Source organism: Desulfohalobium retbaense DSM 5692 (genome assembly GCF_000024325.1).
Taxonomy (GTDB): Bacteria; Desulfobacterota; Desulfovibrionia; order Desulfovibrionales; family Desulfohalobiaceae; genus Desulfohalobium; species Desulfohalobium retbaense.
Genome location: NC_013223.1, coordinates 1,183,993 through 1,202,988, shown reverse-complemented (window position 1 = coordinate 1,202,988; position 18,996 = coordinate 1,183,993). Strand labels below are relative to the sequence as shown.

At 51.3% G+C, this 18,996-nt stretch carries 12 protein-coding genes; 4 read left to right on the top strand and 8 right to left on the bottom strand.

Going from position 1 to position 18,996, the window contains the following annotated elements; translation table 11 throughout:
* The first annotated feature begins 64 nt into the window (after positions 1–64).
* Positions 65–886: a class I SAM-dependent methyltransferase gene (locus DRET_RS05115; RefSeq protein ID WP_015751459.1), complete on the top strand. Its 822-nt coding sequence runs from the start codon at positions 65–67 to the stop codon at positions 884–886.
* Between the two features lie 232 nt (positions 887–1,118).
* Here the strand turns inward: DRET_RS05115 and DRET_RS05110 are convergent, their stop codons facing one another.
* From DRET_RS05110 to DRET_RS05105, 3 genes are all read right to left on the bottom strand, one after another.
* Positions 1,119–3,026 (bottom strand): HD domain-containing phosphohydrolase, encoded by a 1,908-nt coding sequence (locus tag DRET_RS05110; protein ID WP_015751458.1) that lies wholly within the window; start codon positions 3,024–3,026, stop codon positions 1,119–1,121.
* 182 nt (positions 3,027–3,208) lie between these two features.
* Positions 3,209–5,182, bottom strand: coding sequence for a PilZ domain-containing protein (locus DRET_RS13650; protein ID WP_015751457.1), 1,974 nt, complete (start codon positions 5,180–5,182; stop codon positions 3,209–3,211).
* 165 nt (positions 5,183–5,347) lie between these two features.
* Positions 5,348–6,940 carry a hypothetical protein gene (locus DRET_RS05105; protein WP_041281914.1) on the bottom strand — a complete coding sequence of 531 codons (1,593 nt, stop codon included), beginning with the start codon at positions 6,938–6,940 and terminating at the stop codon, positions 5,348–5,350.
* Positions 6,941–7,593: 653 nt separating this feature from the next.
* Here DRET_RS05105 and istA point away from each other — a divergent pair.
* Positions 7,594–9,093, top strand: a complete 1,500-nt coding sequence (istA, locus tag DRET_RS05100) for an IS21 family transposase (protein ID WP_015751455.1) — start codon at positions 7,594–7,596, stop codon at positions 9,091–9,093.
* Positions 9,090–9,848 carry an IS21-like element helper ATPase IstB gene (istB, locus tag DRET_RS05095; RefSeq protein ID WP_015751454.1) on the top strand — a complete coding sequence of 253 codons (759 nt, stop codon included), beginning with the start codon at positions 9,090–9,092 and terminating at the stop codon, positions 9,846–9,848. The genes istA and istB overlap by 4 nt, the downstream gene beginning before the upstream one ends.
* A 393-nt stretch (positions 9,849–10,241) precedes the next feature.
* On the opposite strand, the gene panB is transcribed toward istB, so the two are convergent.
* From panB to DRET_RS05075, 4 genes are read right to left on the bottom strand one after another with little or no spacing between them, the layout of a single operon-like run.
* Positions 10,242–11,093 carry a 3-methyl-2-oxobutanoate hydroxymethyltransferase gene (panB, locus tag DRET_RS05090; RefSeq protein ID WP_015751453.1) on the bottom strand — a complete coding sequence of 284 codons (852 nt, stop codon included), beginning with the start codon at positions 11,091–11,093 and terminating at the stop codon, positions 10,242–10,244.
* On the bottom strand, positions 11,078–11,458 hold the full coding sequence (gene panD, locus DRET_RS05085; protein ID WP_015751452.1) for an aspartate 1-decarboxylase: 381 nt from the start codon (positions 11,456–11,458) through the stop codon (positions 11,078–11,080). Before panD ends, panB begins: the two co-directional genes overlap by 16 nt.
* Positions 11,459–11,460: 2 nt before the next feature.
* Complete coding sequence (gene panC, locus DRET_RS05080) at positions 11,461–12,309, bottom strand: pantoate--beta-alanine ligase (RefSeq protein ID WP_015751451.1); 849 nt, start codon at positions 12,307–12,309, stop codon at positions 11,461–11,463.
* Between the two features lie 3 nt (positions 12,310–12,312).
* A complete protein-coding gene (locus tag DRET_RS05075; protein WP_015751450.1) occupies positions 12,313–14,223 on the bottom strand; it encodes an ATP-binding cassette domain-containing protein in 1,911 nt (636 codons plus the stop codon).
* 650 nt (positions 14,224–14,873) lie between these two features.
* Between DRET_RS05075 and DRET_RS05070 the strand changes: the two genes are divergently transcribed.
* Positions 14,874–17,051, top strand: coding sequence for a PEP/pyruvate-binding domain-containing protein (locus tag DRET_RS05070; protein WP_015751449.1), 2,178 nt, complete (start codon positions 14,874–14,876; stop codon positions 17,049–17,051).
* Between the two features lie 149 nt (positions 17,052–17,200).
* On the opposite strand, the gene DRET_RS05065 is transcribed toward DRET_RS05070, so the two are convergent.
* Positions 17,201–18,910 carry a methyl-accepting chemotaxis protein gene (locus tag DRET_RS05065; protein ID WP_015751448.1) on the bottom strand — a complete coding sequence of 570 codons (1,710 nt, stop codon included), beginning with the start codon at positions 18,908–18,910 and terminating at the stop codon, positions 17,201–17,203.
* Positions 18,911–18,996: the final 86 nt, after the last annotated feature.

Below are 18,996 nucleotides of genomic sequence, written 5' to 3'. Positions count from 1 at the left end.
CCAGCCCCACCTGTTGCACCTTCAGCCGCCGCGGCGGGCGCGCTTGAAGCTCGCCTCCCACCATATGCAACCTTTTTCACTCCCCGAACAATTTTTCTATCTCATGGAACACGAGGCAGAAACGCATCGCCTGGAACAAAAGACCGATTTTGACTCCTTGAGCGCCCAGGCCCATTGGGCCGGTTTGCGCCCGGGGATGCGGGTGCTTGATGTGGGGTGCGGCGCCGGCATCACCACGAAAATGCTTTCCAAGCTTGTCGGCGAGTCCGGATCATGCCTCGGTATTGATGCCTCTCCAGAACGTATCGAACATGCCAGAAACCTCTATAGCGGGCCAGGCATCTCCTTCTTGCAAGCCAATATCTACGCGCCCCTCGACTACTTACCCCCTTTCGATTTCATCTGGGTTCGCTTTTTTCTTGAATACCACCAGCAAGGGGCAGCAACAATTGTCCATCGTTTGAAAAAATGTCTCAGACCCGGCGGAATCCTTTGCCTGATCGATCTTGACAACAACTGCACCGGACATTTCGAAATGCCTGAGCGGTTGTCACAGGCTCTCAACGGCGTCATGCAGCAATTGGTCGACCATAGGGATTTTGACCCGCAAATGGGGAAGAAATTATACACCTATATGTATGATGCCGGCATGCAGGATATCGCGGTCAGTCTTGGGGCTCACCATTTAATCTACGGCCATCTTCAAGAAAAGGAGGCCTATAATTGGAGCCGGAAGATTGAGGTTGCTGCTGCTCGCTCAGGGTATGAATTCCCGGAATATGAGGATGGATTTGAAGGATTTCTTCGTGATTTCAAAGAATTCTTTTTTGATCCGCGGCGTTTTACCTACACACCGTTATTGTGCTGTCGCGGCGTAGCTTTCTGAGCCCCGGAACTCTCAGGAGCGTTTCTAAGAGACCGTTGAAAATCTTCCCAAGGCAGACAGCTGCCATACGTTCACACTTGTACGTACGAATATGTTTGCTTTCAAACGTATTGTCGTCGTCCCTTGAGATATTACAATAACCTGCGGTATACGGATTTTTTCAACAGTCAATCAGATGCAAAGCAAGGGAATACAAAAAGGAGGATGACGGGCGGCAAGTGCTGCAGACCACTCAATCGCAGTCTGCTTGGCGGAGAGTATAGGAACGCAAGGCCTCAACCACCTCAGGGTCGAAATGGATCCCTTTGCCCCTTTCAAGCAATTCGAAGGCATGGGAAAAGCTCAGCGGTTCCCGGTACGGCCTGACAGAGGTCAGGGCTTCAAAAAAATCAGCAACGGCAATAATCCTCGCCTCAAACGGGATGGCCTCACCACTGAGCCCCAGCGGATAGCCGCTCCCATCTATCCGTTCGTGATGGGCCGCAGCAATATCGGGAATTCCCTCAAAAATCCCCTCGAACATGATTTGGCGCAGGATTGACCGCGTTTGCTCGGCGTGGAGTTGGACCACGCCATACTCCTGCTGTGTCAGTGGCCCTGGCTTTTTAAGTATGGCGTCAGGTACACCGATTTTTCCATAATCATGAAGCAGTGCAGCAATATACACGACTTCGTTTGTGGTCTCCGGAAGCCCCAGTTCCTGGCAAATACCTCTAGAATACTGGGCCACTTTCTCGGAATGGCCAGAAGTAGTGGGGTCTCTGGCGTCGATACTCGCGGCAAGGACCCTGATAAGTGATTTGAATTGGAGCTCTTTGGTCGTAAAAAGCTTGTTGTTGTGCAGACTTACGCCCACAAAATGGGCAATGCCCATTAAAAGGGATACATCCCGCTCAACCAGCGCCTTTTTAGTGACTTTATTGTCCACAGCCAGAATGCCCAGGGATTCATTTTCATAAAGAATAGGACAGCAAATAAAGGATTTTGCTCCGATGTGTCTGGCAAATTCCAGGCTACGTTCGGAGAGGGAACTCTCTATAGCTTCTATCTCATTAACTAAAAAAGGTTCTTGTTGGTGAAACGAAACCACAAAGACCCCTTTGGATCTCGACTTGAAAAGGTTGAAATTCGCATTTTTAAGAAATATGTACTCCCGACTTGTATATCCGTATCCTGAGATATATTCTAATCTACTTTTATTCTCATCAGCAAGAAGAATCATCCCCCTGTCATAGTCAAGTCGATCCTCGAGCAGCTCAACCACCTTTTTAACAATATCTTTTTTGTTTGTTTGCTTTGTTACTGCAGCGCCGATTTCATATGTCAAAAGAGAATTGCGGTAATTGACATCAACCTGATCTATAAGTTGATCACCGGTGGTTTTAGCGATATCCATATTTTCCCTGAGTTCAGTATTTTCAGCTTTAAGAACAATAGCCTGAAAAATACTTATAATTAAAGAGGCTGAAAACAGACCATAATACCACTGCTGAGGATAGAAATAGATAAAAGGTACAAATAAAAAAATAGCAGAACTAGCCACCCAGCGCTTCGCTCGAAACAAAGTCGAACTACGAGATCCCTTCCAGGATATAATGTAGCGACACCTCGAATCGCCGCGAAATAAGCATTCAGGGTGCTCAACTCGATGGAGATGATATTTAAAAGCAGAAATAATGGCTTCAAAAAACCCGAGCCGGTTTTCACATTGAAACGGTTTTTCTCGGACACTGGGCCGCGGCGTCACCACGACCTCGACTTTATTGGGCCCCAATTTGCGCGACTCATACACAGCGGATCGTGTAAACAAGGAACTGGCTTGATTAATGATGCTAAAAGCCCTGGCCGGAGTAAAGAGACTTAAAATCCAGTACTTTAAGTGGCCAATGTCACTGACCGATGCAGCATAGCGCCCCGCTTCTCGGGCCAGGTTGGGGTTGTTGGTCCCCTTTTGGACCAGTCCGTAAAAGAGATCAATCTGACGCTGCGAAAACCAATGCCCTGGGTCATTGACCTCATACATCTTCATCCCTGCTGCCGAAACCGCAGACTGGATATCGACGTCAGGATAATGTTTGCGCAGGTATCGAATATAGATATCAATGATCCTGCTGTTATAAAGCACCTGCTCTGAATACATATGAAAATCCGGACATCCTCAGGTAAGACTTACACAAAACATCAAAAAAATCCCAATACGAACAGTGCAGCGGGATATTCAAAAAACTCCGGAACCCAAGCCCACATTATCAATAAATCACTTACCGCCACATTCATGCTTAGACACAAAAAACTGGATAAAGAATTGACGTACAGACAACTTTAAAACGATTTAAATAAACGAGTACAATAGCGAAAATAGTCATCGACATGTTCCAAATTTAATATCCATAGTGCATAATTTTTATCCACTTCTTGACAACTACTTTCAGCTGGGAATATCAATGCAGACAAATCATCGGCATCAGAAAGCTCAGACACAATTTTTATACTTGTCAGAATAGTCTTTGATTCACATTTGCCTGGTTGCAAATTTAAAAAAATAATTGTATTAGATAAATTTGACATGTTCATAAAAGACATTGTTTGCAAAAGAACAACCAAACCCACACTCACATAACCTTTTTTAACAGTATATATTTCTTTTTTTCGTTCAAATCCACTCTTTTCATAACTTTTTTGAACACTGTTTGAATTTTCAAAATTCATCATTCTAAAAAACAAACCACCTGAAATATTTTCATATACATGCATGGCATCATTAAAATCCATACTTGAAGCTTTATACACTCGAATGGATGTGTCAATTTCACGACACAAAAAAGACTTTACAGATGAAATATAACTCATTTCATCAATACTACATACTTTATTTCCCTTTAAATATCGTGCCACTCCACCCAGTACACGAGCAGGAAATTTATTATTTGGCCGAAAAAAACAAAAAACATAGTTAATTTTTGCGGTTTCAATTCGATAGACTTCATTAATATATCGACTTAATTGGCTTAAAGCTTTTATGCCAGCAAATCCATTAGATCTTTTATCTCCTGCATGATGATGAACAAGCCATGCTCGATCAAACAATCTCAGCATTGATATATGGGCTATGATTTCATTCCCATCTTGATATATAAAATTTTTAACTACAGAAGGATTCTCTGTATAGAGATATGAATACAATTCTTTCAATTTTTCTTTTTTCGAGGCAATGATGTTATACTTTTCAGGATAGACAAATCCTGTTTCAAAGAAGAAGTTCCATAACTTTTCCATACTCAAACATGCAGGATCAACATATGCATTAGCATCATGTGCTTGTTGCAATATTTGCATAAGCTCCGTGTGCACAGCAGGGCAAATATTTATAAAGCATGCCCCACATATACATCCTTCGCCATCTACACCATCATTGCAATATAAAAACTGAATATCTAAGGAAATAACTTTTTTAAAACCAAAGACAATCTTGACGTTAGCAATATTTAAACCTGGAAAAATTCCAGTCGTTTTTTGCGGAACTCGAAAAGAAACACCGCCACCGGATATATCTCGGATTTTATAGCTTAATACCGATCCATTAAAAGGATTTTTAAAAATTATATCTGGACTTGGTACCAGTGAAAGTCTCCTGGACCTGAATTTTTTTTCGGGAAATCGGCTATACCCAGAATCATAAAAATGGAGACTGAGCAAAATCCCTTTTTCTGTTTCCTGGGCTTCTTCAACTTCTGTGATCCCAGTATAGTGTACAAAGCCGCTCTTTGATAATGTAACCGTTACCCTTTTATCGGTATTTAGCCACATTTTTAAACGTACTTCTTCCCAGGAAATTAAGCAAAAAAGAGACTGATATCCGATCCATAGCAATTCTGCATTCGTAATTCCATTTTTTGAAATAAGCTGCAGATCCAATTTTTGAGTACATTCCAAAACCTCAGGCGGCCTCAAGCATCTCTCATACCGCTTTGGGACACGAATACAAATTTCTTTTTTTAATACTGATACAATTACTGGCTGAAAGCGAATTAGCTCATGCTCATTAAATATTTCTATAAATTCGATTATGTATCTTCTAAAATCTTCTATTTCTTTTACATTTCCCAAACTGAGACAAAATTCTCCATCAGATCCTAAACTAACTTTACAAAATACTTTTTTTGTTTTTTCTATATAAACATCATATACAACTACTGAGACAGCTCCATCCTCAAAATTACATTGATGTAATTTATTTTTAAGAAATGTATCACCGTTGAGCTTAGTGCTTGCTATTTGACATTCACTTACTTTCATACTAACTTCTGTAAAATACTATTTACACAATTACAACCAGTTTAAATACTTCCTTTTCACCATTTTATAACTGAATTATATTCGCCTACGAACTTAAAAAGCCCATAAATAGTATTATATACATCGCGTTTTTCTTCATCTATCATTTTGTATTATTTATATATATTATACGTTTTCTTTCTTTATAGACGCTGAATATCGATGAACCTCAAAAAGCACCCCTCGTAATGAAAAAGGGGTATATCTTTTCTCAAGAGATGGCGTATCCTCTTCAAAAATCGGATGCAGATAAATAGTCGATTGGCATTGTTTTTCAGCGTAGATCTGCTGCGATTCCTGTTCTAGGATGACTTGGTCTACTTTGGCATACGCGCGCCATGTCTCCATTCCTCCCAACCACGCCAACAATGCGGGAGGTGAGAGTTCGCTCCAGGCTAGCGACCATTGCCGAAACCACTCCTGCATTCGCTCATTGACGAAAAGAAAATTCCCAAACACATCGTAGGCAATAAGGCCCACATCGACCCCTTTGAGTAAAGCGTTTTGCAAGGTTATCCGCTGTGCTGCAGAATCAATGATGGCGGGCAAACCATTTCCTCCGCGCTGTTGATACGTCAGATTCGCTAAGGGTTGAGGGCGCAACCACGGCAGATACTGACGTACAGGAGGATTGGAGGACTGCGCCAAAAACGCCGCGACCTCTCGTGCAGTTGCATTGGCCACCTGCTGAAGCGTGTTGATGGCCAAGGGGCCCGAAGGCAAAACCGTGTACGCCCAAAAGCCCAACAGACGACTCCCATAGAGGAGCGGGATCAGATACTCCCGTTCCCCCGGTGAGAGGTTACGAAAAAAGCCTTCCACCTGGACGCCGCTCCCCTGTTGCAAGGCCGCCTGATACGGCATCCGGGCATAATCCCGCCTCCGCTCCTCTATGTCCCCTGAAGAGCCTTCCATCGACGGGACCTCAAAAAGAACCGATTTCCCGGGCTCTACCTCAAAAAAGACACTTTTCTCGACGCAAACAACATTACGAGTCAGCTTATAAATTTGGGCCCAAGTGCTATCAAACAAGATCTTTTTTTGTGGTTGCATGCCTATTTTTATTGCTAAATCAACTGCAACATCTTTTTCTTTTTTTTGAATCTGATTTTTAATAAATAAAAACACAACAATTATACTTATCCAAGTCAAATAAAATATATGCTCAATATAATTTAAATAGATAAATATATTTTCATATATAAATATGAAAATTAATATTAGAAAAAGGAAAATACTGCTTCTTAAGAATACATTTGTTTTTATTTTATTAGAAAGAGATAGAATTGTTATCAAAAACAAAGCAACTAAAAGTCCACCCTTCCAGTGGAGCACATATGAATTAGAAAAAATATCGCCCAAAACTGTTACATACTCTTTCACAAAGGAATTTCCGTAACCGTTTGCCTGAAATTGGACCTGGGATCGACCGTGGGCCCCTTTGATTTTCTCCACCCTTTGGGGGAAGAAGAACGCTAAAGCATTACCCCTTTCTCCCTGCTCCCGGAGCCAAATATTGTGTTGGATTCTCTGCCCATCGCCTTCGTTTCCTGAGGACTTCTCTGGGTCCGGCTGGGACATTTGAGAGACAAACTCCGAGGGCCCAAATGACACAGGCCGTGCCTCCTGAAATGCTTGTGGCATCCCGAATGCGCTCGAAATTCCAAGACCATGGCAGAGGAAAAGGCACACAAGGAGGCTGCAGTGCTTCCAGGTCATTTATTTTCATCCCTTTCTCTTGGTTCTTTTCTCATATGCCTGGATTGCACAAAACACATCACGAAATCAAGTGCTTATCCCAAATATTTTTAATTCCGTATTATTTTTATTATCTATTATATTTCAATATATTATCGACAACATACTACCATAACACCCTACCTGATTGTACAATCATGGATTTGAAGATCGTCCGCCCTCCATCTCCTTGGCTTGGGACGGCTCTTTTTGGTCCGAAGAGCAGTTTCTGTTGACACAATTTTAGGACAAAGGCTCCACCGCCTCAGCCTTCAAGAGATATCCTCATGTCGTCACAAGGTATAGCTGATACAAAACAGTTGGCTCTTCGTCACAGGGCATGGAATTTCAGACGCAAAAGTTTGCCGTCTCTTCTGTGTGCTTCGAGCGAAAGGCCCACACATTTTCTTGGTCCCGCCAAAAGGGGGAAACCGGACCGCGAACTGAATGCTCCCAGGCGGATTCCGGTGCAATAAGGGCCATCTTCGACACCTGGAGTTCTGTTCCACTTGAGATGATTGTGATAACCCAAAACTGACCAGGTAGCCCGGGGTGTGATCACCGAAATTTGACCACCTCCAGCACCCCCTTCATCTTGGGAAAGCCAACTCAATCCAAGATGGAGGAAAGGAGGTATGCTGAAGGTGGAACAATTTGAATTTATCCGTACCAGCTATCGTGTCTATGGTCTGTCCATATCTGAAATCGCCCGGAAAACCGGGCACTCACGAAACACGATACGCAAGGTCCTACGCAACGAGCACAGCGGCTATGCCGCCAGGAAGCAGCAACCGATGCCGGCATTAGAGGGCTTTGCGGGGGCCATCGATTCTTGGCTTGAGCAGGACAAGCAAAGGCCCCCAAAGCAGCGGCATACCGCGAGGCGGATCTTTCGCCGGCTGGTCCATGAGCACGGTTTCCAAGGCTCAGAGCCGGCAGTACGGCGCTATGTGCGCCAAGCAAAAACTCGAATCGGTCTTGGGGCAAAGGGGGCTTTTGTCCCCGCAGAGCCGGACGCGGGCCTGGAAGCCGAAGTGGACTGGGGCGATTTCAAAGCCTACATCGCCGGAAAACTGACCCCGCTCAAGCTCTTCTGCATGCGCTCCAAGTATTCCAGCACAAGCTTTGTGCGGGCCTATCCAGTCGAGCGGCAGCAGGCCCTTATTGATGCCCACATGCAAGCTTTTGCTTTTTTCGGCGGTGTTTTCCCCACGTTGATCTATGACAACATGACCGCTGCGGTCCAAAAGATTCTCAGAGGCAAAAAGCGCATTGAACAGGACGGCTTTGCCAAATTCAGAGCCCACTATACCTTTGATGCTGTCTTTTGTAATCCTAGGGCAGCGCATGAAAAAGGCGGTGTTGAAGGCCTCGTGGGCTACGCCCGACGTAATTTTCTCACCCCGGTGCCTGATGTTGATTCTCTCCAAGAACTCAATGAGTCACTGTTGAGCCAGTGTCTCCTCTATAAAGAGCAGCATATCGTCTCCGGGCAGGAATATACCGTTGGTCAGCGTTTTGAGCATGAAAAGCACCGGCTCCTGGATCTGCCTGCTCAGCCCTACAGCAACACCATTTCACAGTCGGGCAAAGTAAACCATTATGGCACAGTCATATCGGACAAAAACCACTACTCCGTGCCCTCCCGGTATGCGGGGCTGAAAGTCCACCTGAGCCTCGGCGCGCAAAAGGTCGAGGTATTTTACGATGGACGCCGCATTGCCTGCCATGACCGCGTTTACGGGAACAACAAGTGGGTGCTTGACCCTGATCACTACCTGGATCTGTTGCAAACGCGTCCCAGCGCCTTTAGCTCGGCCAAGCCCATCAAGCAGTGGCGTGCTGAGTGGCCGGCAAGCTTTGAACGGCTCCTCCAGCGCTTACGGCAAGCACAGGGGATAGGCAAAGGCACCAAGGACTTTATCAGTGTGCTCAAGCTCTACCGCGAGCATGCATCCGAGGACGTCGAGCGGGCTGTCCAGCGCGCTCTGGAGGCGGGCGTTAGCAGCGGCGAAGCCGTGAGGCACCTTCTCCGGCCACAAATCCCTGAGCCTGTTAGCGGCCCCGTTCCAGGGTGGAGCAGCTTTGTCCCTGCGGATATCTCAGTGTATGGCGAGCTCGGAGGTGTATCATGAACCCCGCGGTCAGCGTCACCCTCAAGGAGAACCTCCAGAGCCTGAACCTCTCCCAGATGGCCAAGGAATTGGAGTCCTTTCTGCGGCAGGCTCGCGAATCGGGCATGGACTATGCCGAGCTGCTTTTGCAGATGACTGACCATGAAATGCGGATTCGGGCTGACAACCGGCTCAAGCGCCGCCTCAAAGAAGCCAAGTTCCCTTTGATCAAGACCATAGAGGGGTTTGACTTTGAGATCACTGCCGACCTGGACAGGCGGCTGATCCGGGAGCTTTGCAGCGGCGAATATGTCAAAGAGCACAAAAACGTAATCTTCCTGGGCAAAAGCGGTACAGGCAAAACCCATCTGGCCACAGCCCTTGGTGTGGAGGCCTGTCGCCAGGGAGTCCGCACTCGATTTGTCACAGCCTGCGGCCTGGTCAACGAACTCATCGAGGCCCGGCAGGAAAAGGATCTGCAGCGCATCCTCAAGCGCTATGGTCGCTATGGGCTGCTCATCCTCGATGAGCTGGGGTACATACCCTTTTCCCAGGAAGGGGCGGAACTGCTGTTTCAGGTGCTTGCTGAGCGCCATGAACGCGGTTCTGTGATCATCACCAGCAATCTCGGCTTTGGGGACTGGACCCAGGTTTTTGGCGACGCCAACCTGACAGCAGCCCTTCTTGACCGGCTCACCCACAAGGCCCACATCATTGAGTGTTCTTGGCAGAGCTACCGGCTACAGGAGGCGCTGCAAGGCCAGGCAAACAACTAAGACCGGCCGCTTCCCCACCCCCGGGGGTGGGGAAGGCTACCCTGAAACAACCCCAGGGGGGTGGTCAAATTTGCGTTATCACGCCTGGTCAATTTTGGGTTGTCACTACGATGAGAGTCCGGAGGGGGCAAGGATCCCCCTTTGGCGGGATTGAGAAAATACCGGGCCGAAAGTGGGCACACAGAAGAGACGGCAAACTCCAAAAATTCATAGGATCCGTCAAAGAACCAAACAGTTTTTGCCGCTTTGCTGTAGGTGTGAGACTCCCATCATCAAGCCGGAAAGTTTCCGCTCTGTGAATATCGAAGAATCGGCGCCAAAAAAAAAGCCCATTCAGAGCAAAGCGTGCTCAGGATGGGCTTTTTTTGGCTGACATGGAAATCACATAAGTGGCTATCCGCCGGAAACCTCCCCTTCGAAAGCGGTGCGGACATTTTCGTCGAGGGTGTAGCTGTGCTCCGCCTTAGGAAAGGTGCCTGATTTGACCTCCTCTCGATATTCCTGCAACGCTTTGCGGGCCTGTTCCCCCAGATCAACATACTCTTTGACAAATTTGGGCTGAAAGCGGTCAAAAAACCCCAGCATGTCGTGATAGACTAGAACCTGCCCATCACAATCCACGCCCGCGCCGATACCAATGGTGGGAATCGTCAGTTCGCGGCTGATCCGGGCGGCCACTTCCTGGGGCACACACTCTAAAACCACGAAAACCGCCCCTGCGGCCTCAAGGGCTCTGGCCTCTTCAAGCAAAGCAACGGCCCCCTGCACATCACGTCCCTGGACCTTGTACCCGCTGAGTTGGGTCACTGTCTGCGGAGTCAACCCGATATGGCCGCAGACTGGAATCCCCGCCCTGGTCAAGGCTTCTACTTGCGGGAGCACCGAGAGCCCCCCTTCCAGTTTCACGGCATCGCACCCCCCTTCCTTGAACAATCGCCCACCATTGGTCACCGCCACTTCCGGGGTGGGCTGATAGGACAAAAACGGCATGTCGGTAATGACAAAGGCCCGTTTGGTGCCGCGGACCACCGCTTTGGTATGGTGGAGCATTTCGTCCACCGTTACCTGGACAGTAGACTCATAACCGAGAACCACCATACCCAAAGAATCTCCGACCAACAGTATATCCATTCCGGCCGCATCTGCGATCTGGGCCGAGGGATAATCGTAGGCCGTGGCCATGGCCAGCTTTTCCCCGCCGGTCTTCAAGCCCTGGAGAGTATGGACGCTCAACTTGCTACACATGGACCACTTCCCTTTTGAATGCGTACAACACTATTCTCATCACCAAGCAAAACCACATCCGGAGAGTGCCCTGCAGCCTCTTCGGGCGTTAATTGGACGTACGCGGCAATGATGACCTGATCCCCGGGCGAAGCTTTGTGGGCCGCGGCTCCGTTGACTCCGATCTCTCCGGCTTCACCTGGGATGACATACGTAGCGAAACGCTCCCCATTCGTCACGTTATAGACTTCCACGCGCTCGTGTACGTGCAACCCGGCACAGCGCAGCAATTGGCTGCAGATGGAAATGGAGCCTTCATACTCAAGATCCGCCCCGGTTACCGTGCCCCGGTGCAGTTTACATTGCAGATAGGTTCGTAAAGCCATATTCACTCCATTAAGCGGAGGTTATCAATAAGACGGGCCCGACCGAGGCGCATGGCGACAGCCGCCAAAGCCGGACCGTGGATTGTTTTCAGGGGCTGCAAACTTTCCGGATCGACAATTTCCAAATACTCCACCTGTCCGAGCGGAAGATGCCGCTTCCAGAACCGAAGTGCCTCCTGCTTGATGCCAGCGCTCTCGCTTCCTTCCATTTGCAAAGCCTGGCGCATGACCTGCAATCCGGCAAACAAAGCCGGGGCCTGGTCCCGCTGTTCTGGGGTCAGATACGCATTGCGGGAACTCAATGCCAGCCCGTCCTCTTCGCGGACTATGGGTCGGCCCACAATCTGGATAGCAAAATCAAGATCCCGAACCATGCGGCGGAGCACTGCCAGTTGCTGCCAATCTTTCTCGCCGAAGACAGCCAGATCCGGCTCGACTCGGTGAAACAATTTGCAGACCACCGTGGCAACGCCTCGAAAATGGCCTGGACGGTCTGCTCCGCAAAGCCCTGTTCCGACGTTCTCCTCAACCACCCAGGTCGAATGACCAGGGCGATACATTTCCTGTGTATCAGGGATATATAAAAGATCCACATTTGCTTGAACGAGCAAGGAGACGTCACGTTCAATATCCACAGGGTATGTCGCAAGATCCTCCCCAGGACTGAATTGCGTCGGATTGACGAAGATGGAAACCACCACTCGGTCACAATGGGCTCTGGCCCAGTCGATCAAACTCAAATGACCCTGGTGCAAAAACCCCATGGTCGGTACCAGGCCCACGGTTTGGCCTTCACTGCGCCATTGCCGGACAGTTTGTCTGACAGCATGGTGCTCTTCGAAACGGAGCATGGCTTACCCCTTGTGCTCGGAATGAAGCCGGATGGCCTCAAGTTCTTCCCACCGCTGGTACAAAGAGGCGATTTCCTCTTGTAACGGTTCCAATCGCTCCACGGCTTCCTTGATGCGCGCCTCATCCTGCCGGTAAAAATCTTCGGCGGCCATGAAGGAGTGCAATGCGTCCAACTCGCCTTCCTTGGCCTCAATAGCCTCCGGGAGCTTTTCCAGTTCCCGGGCCTCCTTGAACCCCAACTTCCGCGGCCGCTCCCGCTTTGGCTTGGATGACGAAGTGGCGGGGGATTTCTCAGATCGCGGCTCCGGCTCCGCCGCACCGGCCCAGAGCCCCTCCCATCGGGGCACTGCGCCAGCGTGTTCAACCACTTGACCGTCGGCCTCAAACACCAGGGTGGAGGTGACCACATTTTCGATGAATTGCCGGTCGTGACTGACGAGCAAAACAGTGCCCTCGAATTCCACCAGTTTCGATTCCAAAAGTTCCAACGTCTCGCTGTCGAGATCGTTCGTAGGTTCGTCTAAAACCAGGACATTGGCCGGCCGGGCAAACAACGTCGCCAGCAGCAGCCGGTTGCGCTCCCCGCCGGATAAGAGCTTGCACGGTATCTGAGCCCGTTCAGGGGTAAAGAGAAAATCGCGCAGATACGAAACTACATGCATGCGCTTGGCACCGACATCAAGAAAATCATTGCCTTCAGCCACAATGTCTCGGGCCGGGGTTTCCGGCGGCAATGCGTCGCGCATCTGATCCGAATACGCGACCTCCAGGTTGGTTCCCAGTCGCACCTGCCCCTGAGCCGGAGCCAATTCCCCAAAGAGCCCTTTGAGCAACGTCGTTTTCCCACACCCGTTTGGACCAACAATCCCGACCTTGTCCCCCCGCTGGATAACAAGTGAAAAATCCCGGACTACCGGGGCGTCGGTGTAGCCCAGGGTCACTGCTTCGGCCTCAACAACGACCCGGCCGCTCTGGCGCGCCTCCTGAATAGCCAATCGGGCGGTGCCTTCACGCTGCCGCCGTTGCCGACATTCCTGGCGCAACCGTTCCAGGGCCCGCACACGGCCCATATTCCGCTTGCGCCTGGCCTTGAGTCCTTTGCGGAGCCAGGCTTCCTCCTCGGCAAGCCGCTGGTTCTGGCGCCGCCACTGCTCTTCTTCGGCCGCCAGGGCCGCTTCCTTGCGTTCGCAATAGGTCGGATAATCGCATTGCCAGCGCGTCAACATCCCGCGGTCGAGTTCGATGATTCCGTTGGCCACGCGGCGCAGAAAGGCTCGATCGTGGGTGACGAACAAAAGCGTCGGCACATGGCGCAGGATATATTCCTCCAGCCATTGGATGGATTGCATGTCCAGATGGTTCGTCGGCTCGTCCAAAAGCAGGATATCCGGTGTCCCGACCAGTGTCCGGGCCAGAAGAACCCTGCGCTGGACACCGCCCGACAAATGGCGGGAGTGAGCCGAACCGTCCAACTTGAGCCGGGTGAGCATCTCGCGGATGCGCCGGTCCGCGTCCCAGCCGTCATGCCGCTCCACTTCCTGTTGGGCTGCCTCCAGCGCACGGATATCCGGATGCCCTTGCAACTCCGCCAGATCGAGTTGCCGCTGATAGGCGACAAGACTTTCGCCTTGCTCCCCCAGTCCGGAAGCCACCACGGCATAGACCGACTTGTCCATTTCCGAATCCGGCAGTTCCTGGGGCAGATGGGCCACTTCGACACCGGTGTCCCGGTGCACGGTCCCGGCATCCGCAGATCGAATCCCGGCCAGGATGCTCATCAATGTGGATTTGCCCGCTCCATTGCGTCCCAGAAGACAGATCCTGTCGCCAGGGTGGATCTGCAAATCGATTCCATCAAGAAGAGGCGGACCGATGTGGGTCAATCGGAGATCTTGCGCAGTCAATAAGGCCATATTTTCCTTGCGAATACTGTTAAATGGTGAGTAGATACAACGAGTTCGAATTGAGCTGAACGGTGAAAAAACCCCATTTCGCAGCCCGTTCACCAATCCCACGTTAGGGCGATATAATGATCAAGGTCGCCGTTACCCCTTCAAATTTCAGGCTCTTCGTCACAGGGCATGGAATTTCAGACGCAAAAGTTTGCCGTCTCTTCTGTGTGCTTCGAGCGAAAGGCCCGCACATTTTCTTGGTCCCGCCAAAAGGGGGAAACCGGACCGCGAACTGAATGCTCCCAGGCGGATTCCGATGCAACAAGGGCCATCTTCGACACCTGGAGTTCTGTTCCACTTGAGAGTCCGGAGGGGGCAAGGATCCCCCTTTGGCGGGATTGAGAAAATACCGGGCCGAAAGTGGGCACACAGAAGAGACGGCAAACTCCAAAAATCCATAGGATCCGTCAAAGAACCAAATTTCATCGCACAGGGGCGTGTTGGGGATCCGTTTACATCCAAACGTTTTGCCCCAGTCCAGCCAGGTAGAAGAGCTTCACCCGGCTGGCCCAGGTAAGGGCCGCTTGACCATGTACAACTGAGACCAGGGGTCAGGCACCCGGCCACCGGAGTTTGGCACAATTTCCAAATTTTTCCGCAAAGGATTCTTTATGTCGCAGTCGATCCCGGGCGCGTCCTTCGAGACCGACCCAGTTGTCCTGAGCACAGAACTGCCACCGCACCGCCTTGCCGAAGCCGGAGGCAAGGCCCGCGGTCTGCTGACCCTTTTGCACAACTCCATAGCCATCCCGCGAACCGCCTATCTCCCGGTTGGTGCCTACCGCGCTTTTGTGCAGGCGAGCGGACTGGAGCAGATGCTTTTTCGCCTCACCCACGGACTGGACCTGGAGACCCGGCGCTGGGAAGAGATCTGGGACGCTTCCCTGCGAATTCGCAACGCCTTCGAACGCACCGCATTTCCACCTGAGCTTAAGCAGCGCCTGGGGCGGACGATTGAGCACATCTTTGCGGACAAGCCGCTCGCCATCAGGTCCTGTGCACCGGCCGAAGACGGAGCCCATTCGCATGCCGGGTTGCATGAATCGTATATCAATATCCGGGGCGAAACGGAGGTATTGGTGGCGTTACGGCGGGTCTGGGCATCGTTATGGTCTGACCGGGCGCTCATGTATCGCCGCGAATTGGGGTTGGATCCCGCCCATGCCGGAATGGGAGTCCTGATGCAGGAAATCGTTCCCAGCGACAAGTCCGGAATCATTTTCACGCAAGGTCCACTTGACGAAACCCAGACCATTGTCGAGGCCGCTCCGGGATTGCCGGGGGGAATCGTTGACAACGCCGTGGACACAGAGCGTTTCGTGGTCGACCGGCGCACCGGACGTGTGGAGGAACACACCGCCTCGCAAGCGACGCATAAACTTGTCCTCGGGGAACAGGGAACGGTTTTGGTCCCGCTTTCTGCTCCCGTCAAGGATATTTTGAATTCTGAAGAACTCCAGCAGGTGCTGGAAATGGGTCGACGGGCCGAGGGACTGTTCGGAACAGCCCAGGACATGGAGTGGGCCTTCGCCAAAAAACGTCTTTTTGCCCTGCAGTCCCGCCCGATAACCAGTCACGTTGAACCGAAAACAGATGCCCTGTGGCAGGCCACGGACAAGCGGCCATGGTATCTGAGTTTGACCCGCAGTTTTGCAAACTTGCAAGCCCTGCGCGAGCGCATCGAACACACCATCCTGCCAGAGATGAGTGCCGAAAGCGAAACACTGCTCCAACGCGACCTGCCCGCACTATCCTGCGACGAACTGGACCGGGAAGTTCGCCACCGAAGGGCACGCCTTGATCATTGGCAAACGGTCTACTGGCAGGACCTCATTCCCTTTGCCCACGGTATCCGTTTGTTCGGCGTCCTCTACAACGACACGGTCCACCCGGAAGATCCGTTTGAATTCACTCAACTCCTGGCAGGAGAAGATCTCCTCGCCCTGGAGCGCAATGCTCTTTTAGACCATCTGGCTGAGATGGTGGCCGAAGACGATGACCTGCGCCACGACCTGGAGGATCATATCCTCCCGTCCACCGGTCCATTCGCCCAGCAGCTTGAAACATTTATTTCCCGCTTCGGAGACTTGGCCTGCAGCACGACCTGGTGCCAGGAGGGCCCCTGGGGAGTACTGCGGATAGTCCTCGATCTGGCCTCCTCACCCCACAGGCACGCAACAAAGCGACACCAGCAAAGCGCCAACCTAGAAGAACAATTCTTCCAGGCCATTTCAAGGGAGCGCCGGAAGTGGGCCGCTGAAGTGCTCGACCTGGCGCGCGCGAGTTATCGATTCCGGGACGACGACAATCTCTATCTCGGCAAGATTCAGGCTCGGTATTACGAAGTCCTGGATGAAGCAAGAAAACGCCGCGATTTTGAGCTCTGTGCCTGGCCGCAGGACATTGAAGACCTGCTTCAGGACCCCAGTGCCCATCGCGCTGGCCCGGCCACAGTGGCACGTTCCACTACGGAAACACTTTCAGGGACCCCAGCCTCGGCCGGCATTGCCAGAGGGCCGGTACGGGTCATTCACTCCCCGGAGGATTTATATAGTGTACAATCCGGGGATGTGCTCGTCTGTGACGCCCTTGATCCGAACATGACCTTTATCGTACCGCTGGTGGCCGCAATTATCGAGCGCCGCGGCGGCATGCTCGTGCACAGTGCGATTATCGCCCGGGAATACGGCATCCCCTGCATTACCGGCGTCGTTGCCGCTACCTCCCGTATTCCGGATGGGACGGCGGTTGCTGTGGACGGGTTCAAGGGCACTGTGACCTTCCTCTGACCTTTCCGGGAACTCCCGAAGCTCTTTTCACGCGCAGGGATAGTCAAGCCACCTTCGGCTAGAGCAAAGACAAAGACCCCACAGTCACCAGCGAAGCCGGTAGCTGTGGGGTCTGTAATACCGGTCTTGGAACCGGAGCAATGGATTTCCTAGAAATCGTTGAACGAATCGTCGTCGAGGGGGATCACCTCATCGGGGCGGATATCCTGTTGGGACTGCTGCCGCTTGGCTGCAGTGGCGCGGCTTTGCTGCCGCGAGGGGTGTTGGCCAACGGCCTGGCGCTGCCGCGGTTGGGAACTCCCGGTGCGGGAGCGGCTGCGTTGTTGGGTCTGGGAACCGCTGCTTTTTGGTTGGGCACCGTTTCCGCCTAACGCTCCGTCGCCGCCGCGCAACAGGGCCACCAATTCGAGCACCGCATTTTGCAATTCCTGAGCCTGCGCAGACAATTCCTCAGAAGCGCTGGCGGTTTCCTCAGAGTCCGAAGCGTTTTTCTGGACCACCTTGTCCATTTCGGCCACCGCCGTATTGATCTGTTCGATCCCTTGGGATTGTTCTTTGCTCGCCGCAGCGATCTCGGCAACCAGAATGCCGACCTGATCCGCGCTCTTCTGGATCTCCTCAAGGCTGCTGGAAACCTCGTCAGCAACCTGAACGCCGTGATTGGCGTTGGATTGGGCGTCTTCAATCAGTGAAGCGGTGTTTTTGGCCGCCTCAGCCGAACGCTGCGCCAGACTGCGGACTTCCTCAGCCACAACTGCAAAACCTTTGCCAGCCTCTCCGGCGCGAGCGGCTTCCACGGCAGCATTCAAGGCCAACAGGTTGGTCTGGAAGGCGATGTCGTCGATGGTCTTCATAATCTTGGACGTTTCTTCCGAGGACTGCTTGATGGCATTGATGGCCGTGCCCATGCGGCTCATGGACTCGACCCCGGTGTCCACGGCCGTCTTCGTCTGCTGCATGGTCTGTTCGGCCTGGCTGGCGTTGCTGGAGTTCTGCTGGGTCTGCGAGGACATCTCTTCAAGCGAAGAAGAAGTCTCTTCCAGGCTGGAGGCTTGCTCGTTCGCCCCTTCAGCCAAAGACTGGCTCGAAGAAGAAACTTCATCCGAGGACGCGGTCATCATCTCCGAACTGTTGTTCAAAACATCGATGGTCTGCCTCAAGGGCCGAACGATACTGCGGGTGATGAGGTACAAAACCCCGATAATGACCAAGAAGATGGCTGCCGAGGCGCCGTAACGGAGAATATTCCATTTGGAAATCGACGCGGACATGGTCGCATTGAGATTGTTCTTTGCCGCGGCGATGTTGTCCAGATACACCCCGGTCCCAATCCACATGTCGGTACCGGGAATCATTTCCGCATAGGCCAGCTTGGGTTGATCACCGGCCCCGGGCTTGGGAAAGACATACTCCACAAACCCGCCCCCGGCTTGGGCCTGTTCGTTGAGTTCCCGAACAAAATAGACCCCGTTTTTGTCCTTGGCTTGCCCCAGATCCTCTCCCTGAAGCTCTTTTTTCGTCGGCAGGGCGACATTTGTCGTATTTTTGTAGACAAAATAGTAGCCAGATTTGTCCTTCTCAAAACGGATCTTGTCGACCCCCTCCCGAATCATCTGAATCCGTTCTGTTGTATCAGAAACACCCTCCAGTTGCTCACCCAGCGCCAAGGCAATGCTGTGGGTTCCAACTTTCAGTTTTTGCTTCTGACCTTTGAACATCTCTTCGGCTGTCGTCTCCAGTGCAATGGACTTGGTTTTGTTCAAGGCCAGAGAGGAAAAAATCGTGGTCGCGGCAAAAAGCACGACCACCAGAGCAAAGATGACCCACATCTTCTTATTGATGGAAAGCGAAAAACGCATACCCGGACTCCATACAGATACATTAGAGTTTTACAACACCACGACCGAATGTTTCCCGAACCCCATTTCCTTCTACCCCATAGTCA

Bases quoted from the DNA above. Each gene is read 5' to 3' on its own strand.
- DRET_RS05065 (WP_015751448.1), bottom strand. From the start codon at position 18,910: ATGCGTTTTTCGCTTTCCATCAATAAGAAGATGTGGGTCATCTTTGCT.
- panB (WP_015751453.1), bottom strand. From the start codon at position 11,093: ATGTGTAGCAAGTTGAGCGTCCATACTCTCCAGGGCTTGAAGACCGGC.
- DRET_RS05075 (WP_015751450.1), bottom strand. From the start codon at position 14,223: ATGGCCTTATTGACTGCGCAAGATCTCCGATTGACCCACATCGGTCCG.
- istA (WP_015751455.1), top strand. From the start codon at position 7,594: ATGCTGAAGGTGGAACAATTTGAATTTATCCGTACCAGCTATCGTGTC.
- DRET_RS05105 (WP_041281914.1), bottom strand. From the start codon at position 6,940: ATGACCTGGAAGCACTGCAGCCTCCTTGTGTGCCTTTTCCTCTGCCAT.
- istB (WP_015751454.1), top strand. From the start codon at position 9,090: ATGAACCCCGCGGTCAGCGTCACCCTCAAGGAGAACCTCCAGAGCCTG.
- DRET_RS05070 (WP_015751449.1), top strand. From the start codon at position 14,874: ATGTCGCAGTCGATCCCGGGCGCGTCCTTCGAGACCGACCCAGTTGTC.
- DRET_RS05115 (WP_015751459.1), top strand. From the start codon at position 65: ATGCAACCTTTTTCACTCCCCGAACAATTTTTCTATCTCATGGAACAC.
- DRET_RS05110 (WP_015751458.1), bottom strand. From the start codon at position 3,026: ATGTATTCAGAGCAGGTGCTTTATAACAGCAGGATCATTGATATCTAT.
- panD (WP_015751452.1), bottom strand. From the start codon at position 11,458: ATGGCTTTACGAACCTATCTGCAATGTAAACTGCACCGGGGCACGGTA.
- panC (WP_015751451.1), bottom strand. From the start codon at position 12,309: ATGCTCCGTTTCGAAGAGCACCATGCTGTCAGACAAACTGTCCGGCAA.
- DRET_RS13650 (WP_015751457.1), bottom strand. From the start codon at position 5,182: ATGAAAGTAAGTGAATGTCAAATAGCAAGCACTAAGCTCAACGGTGAT.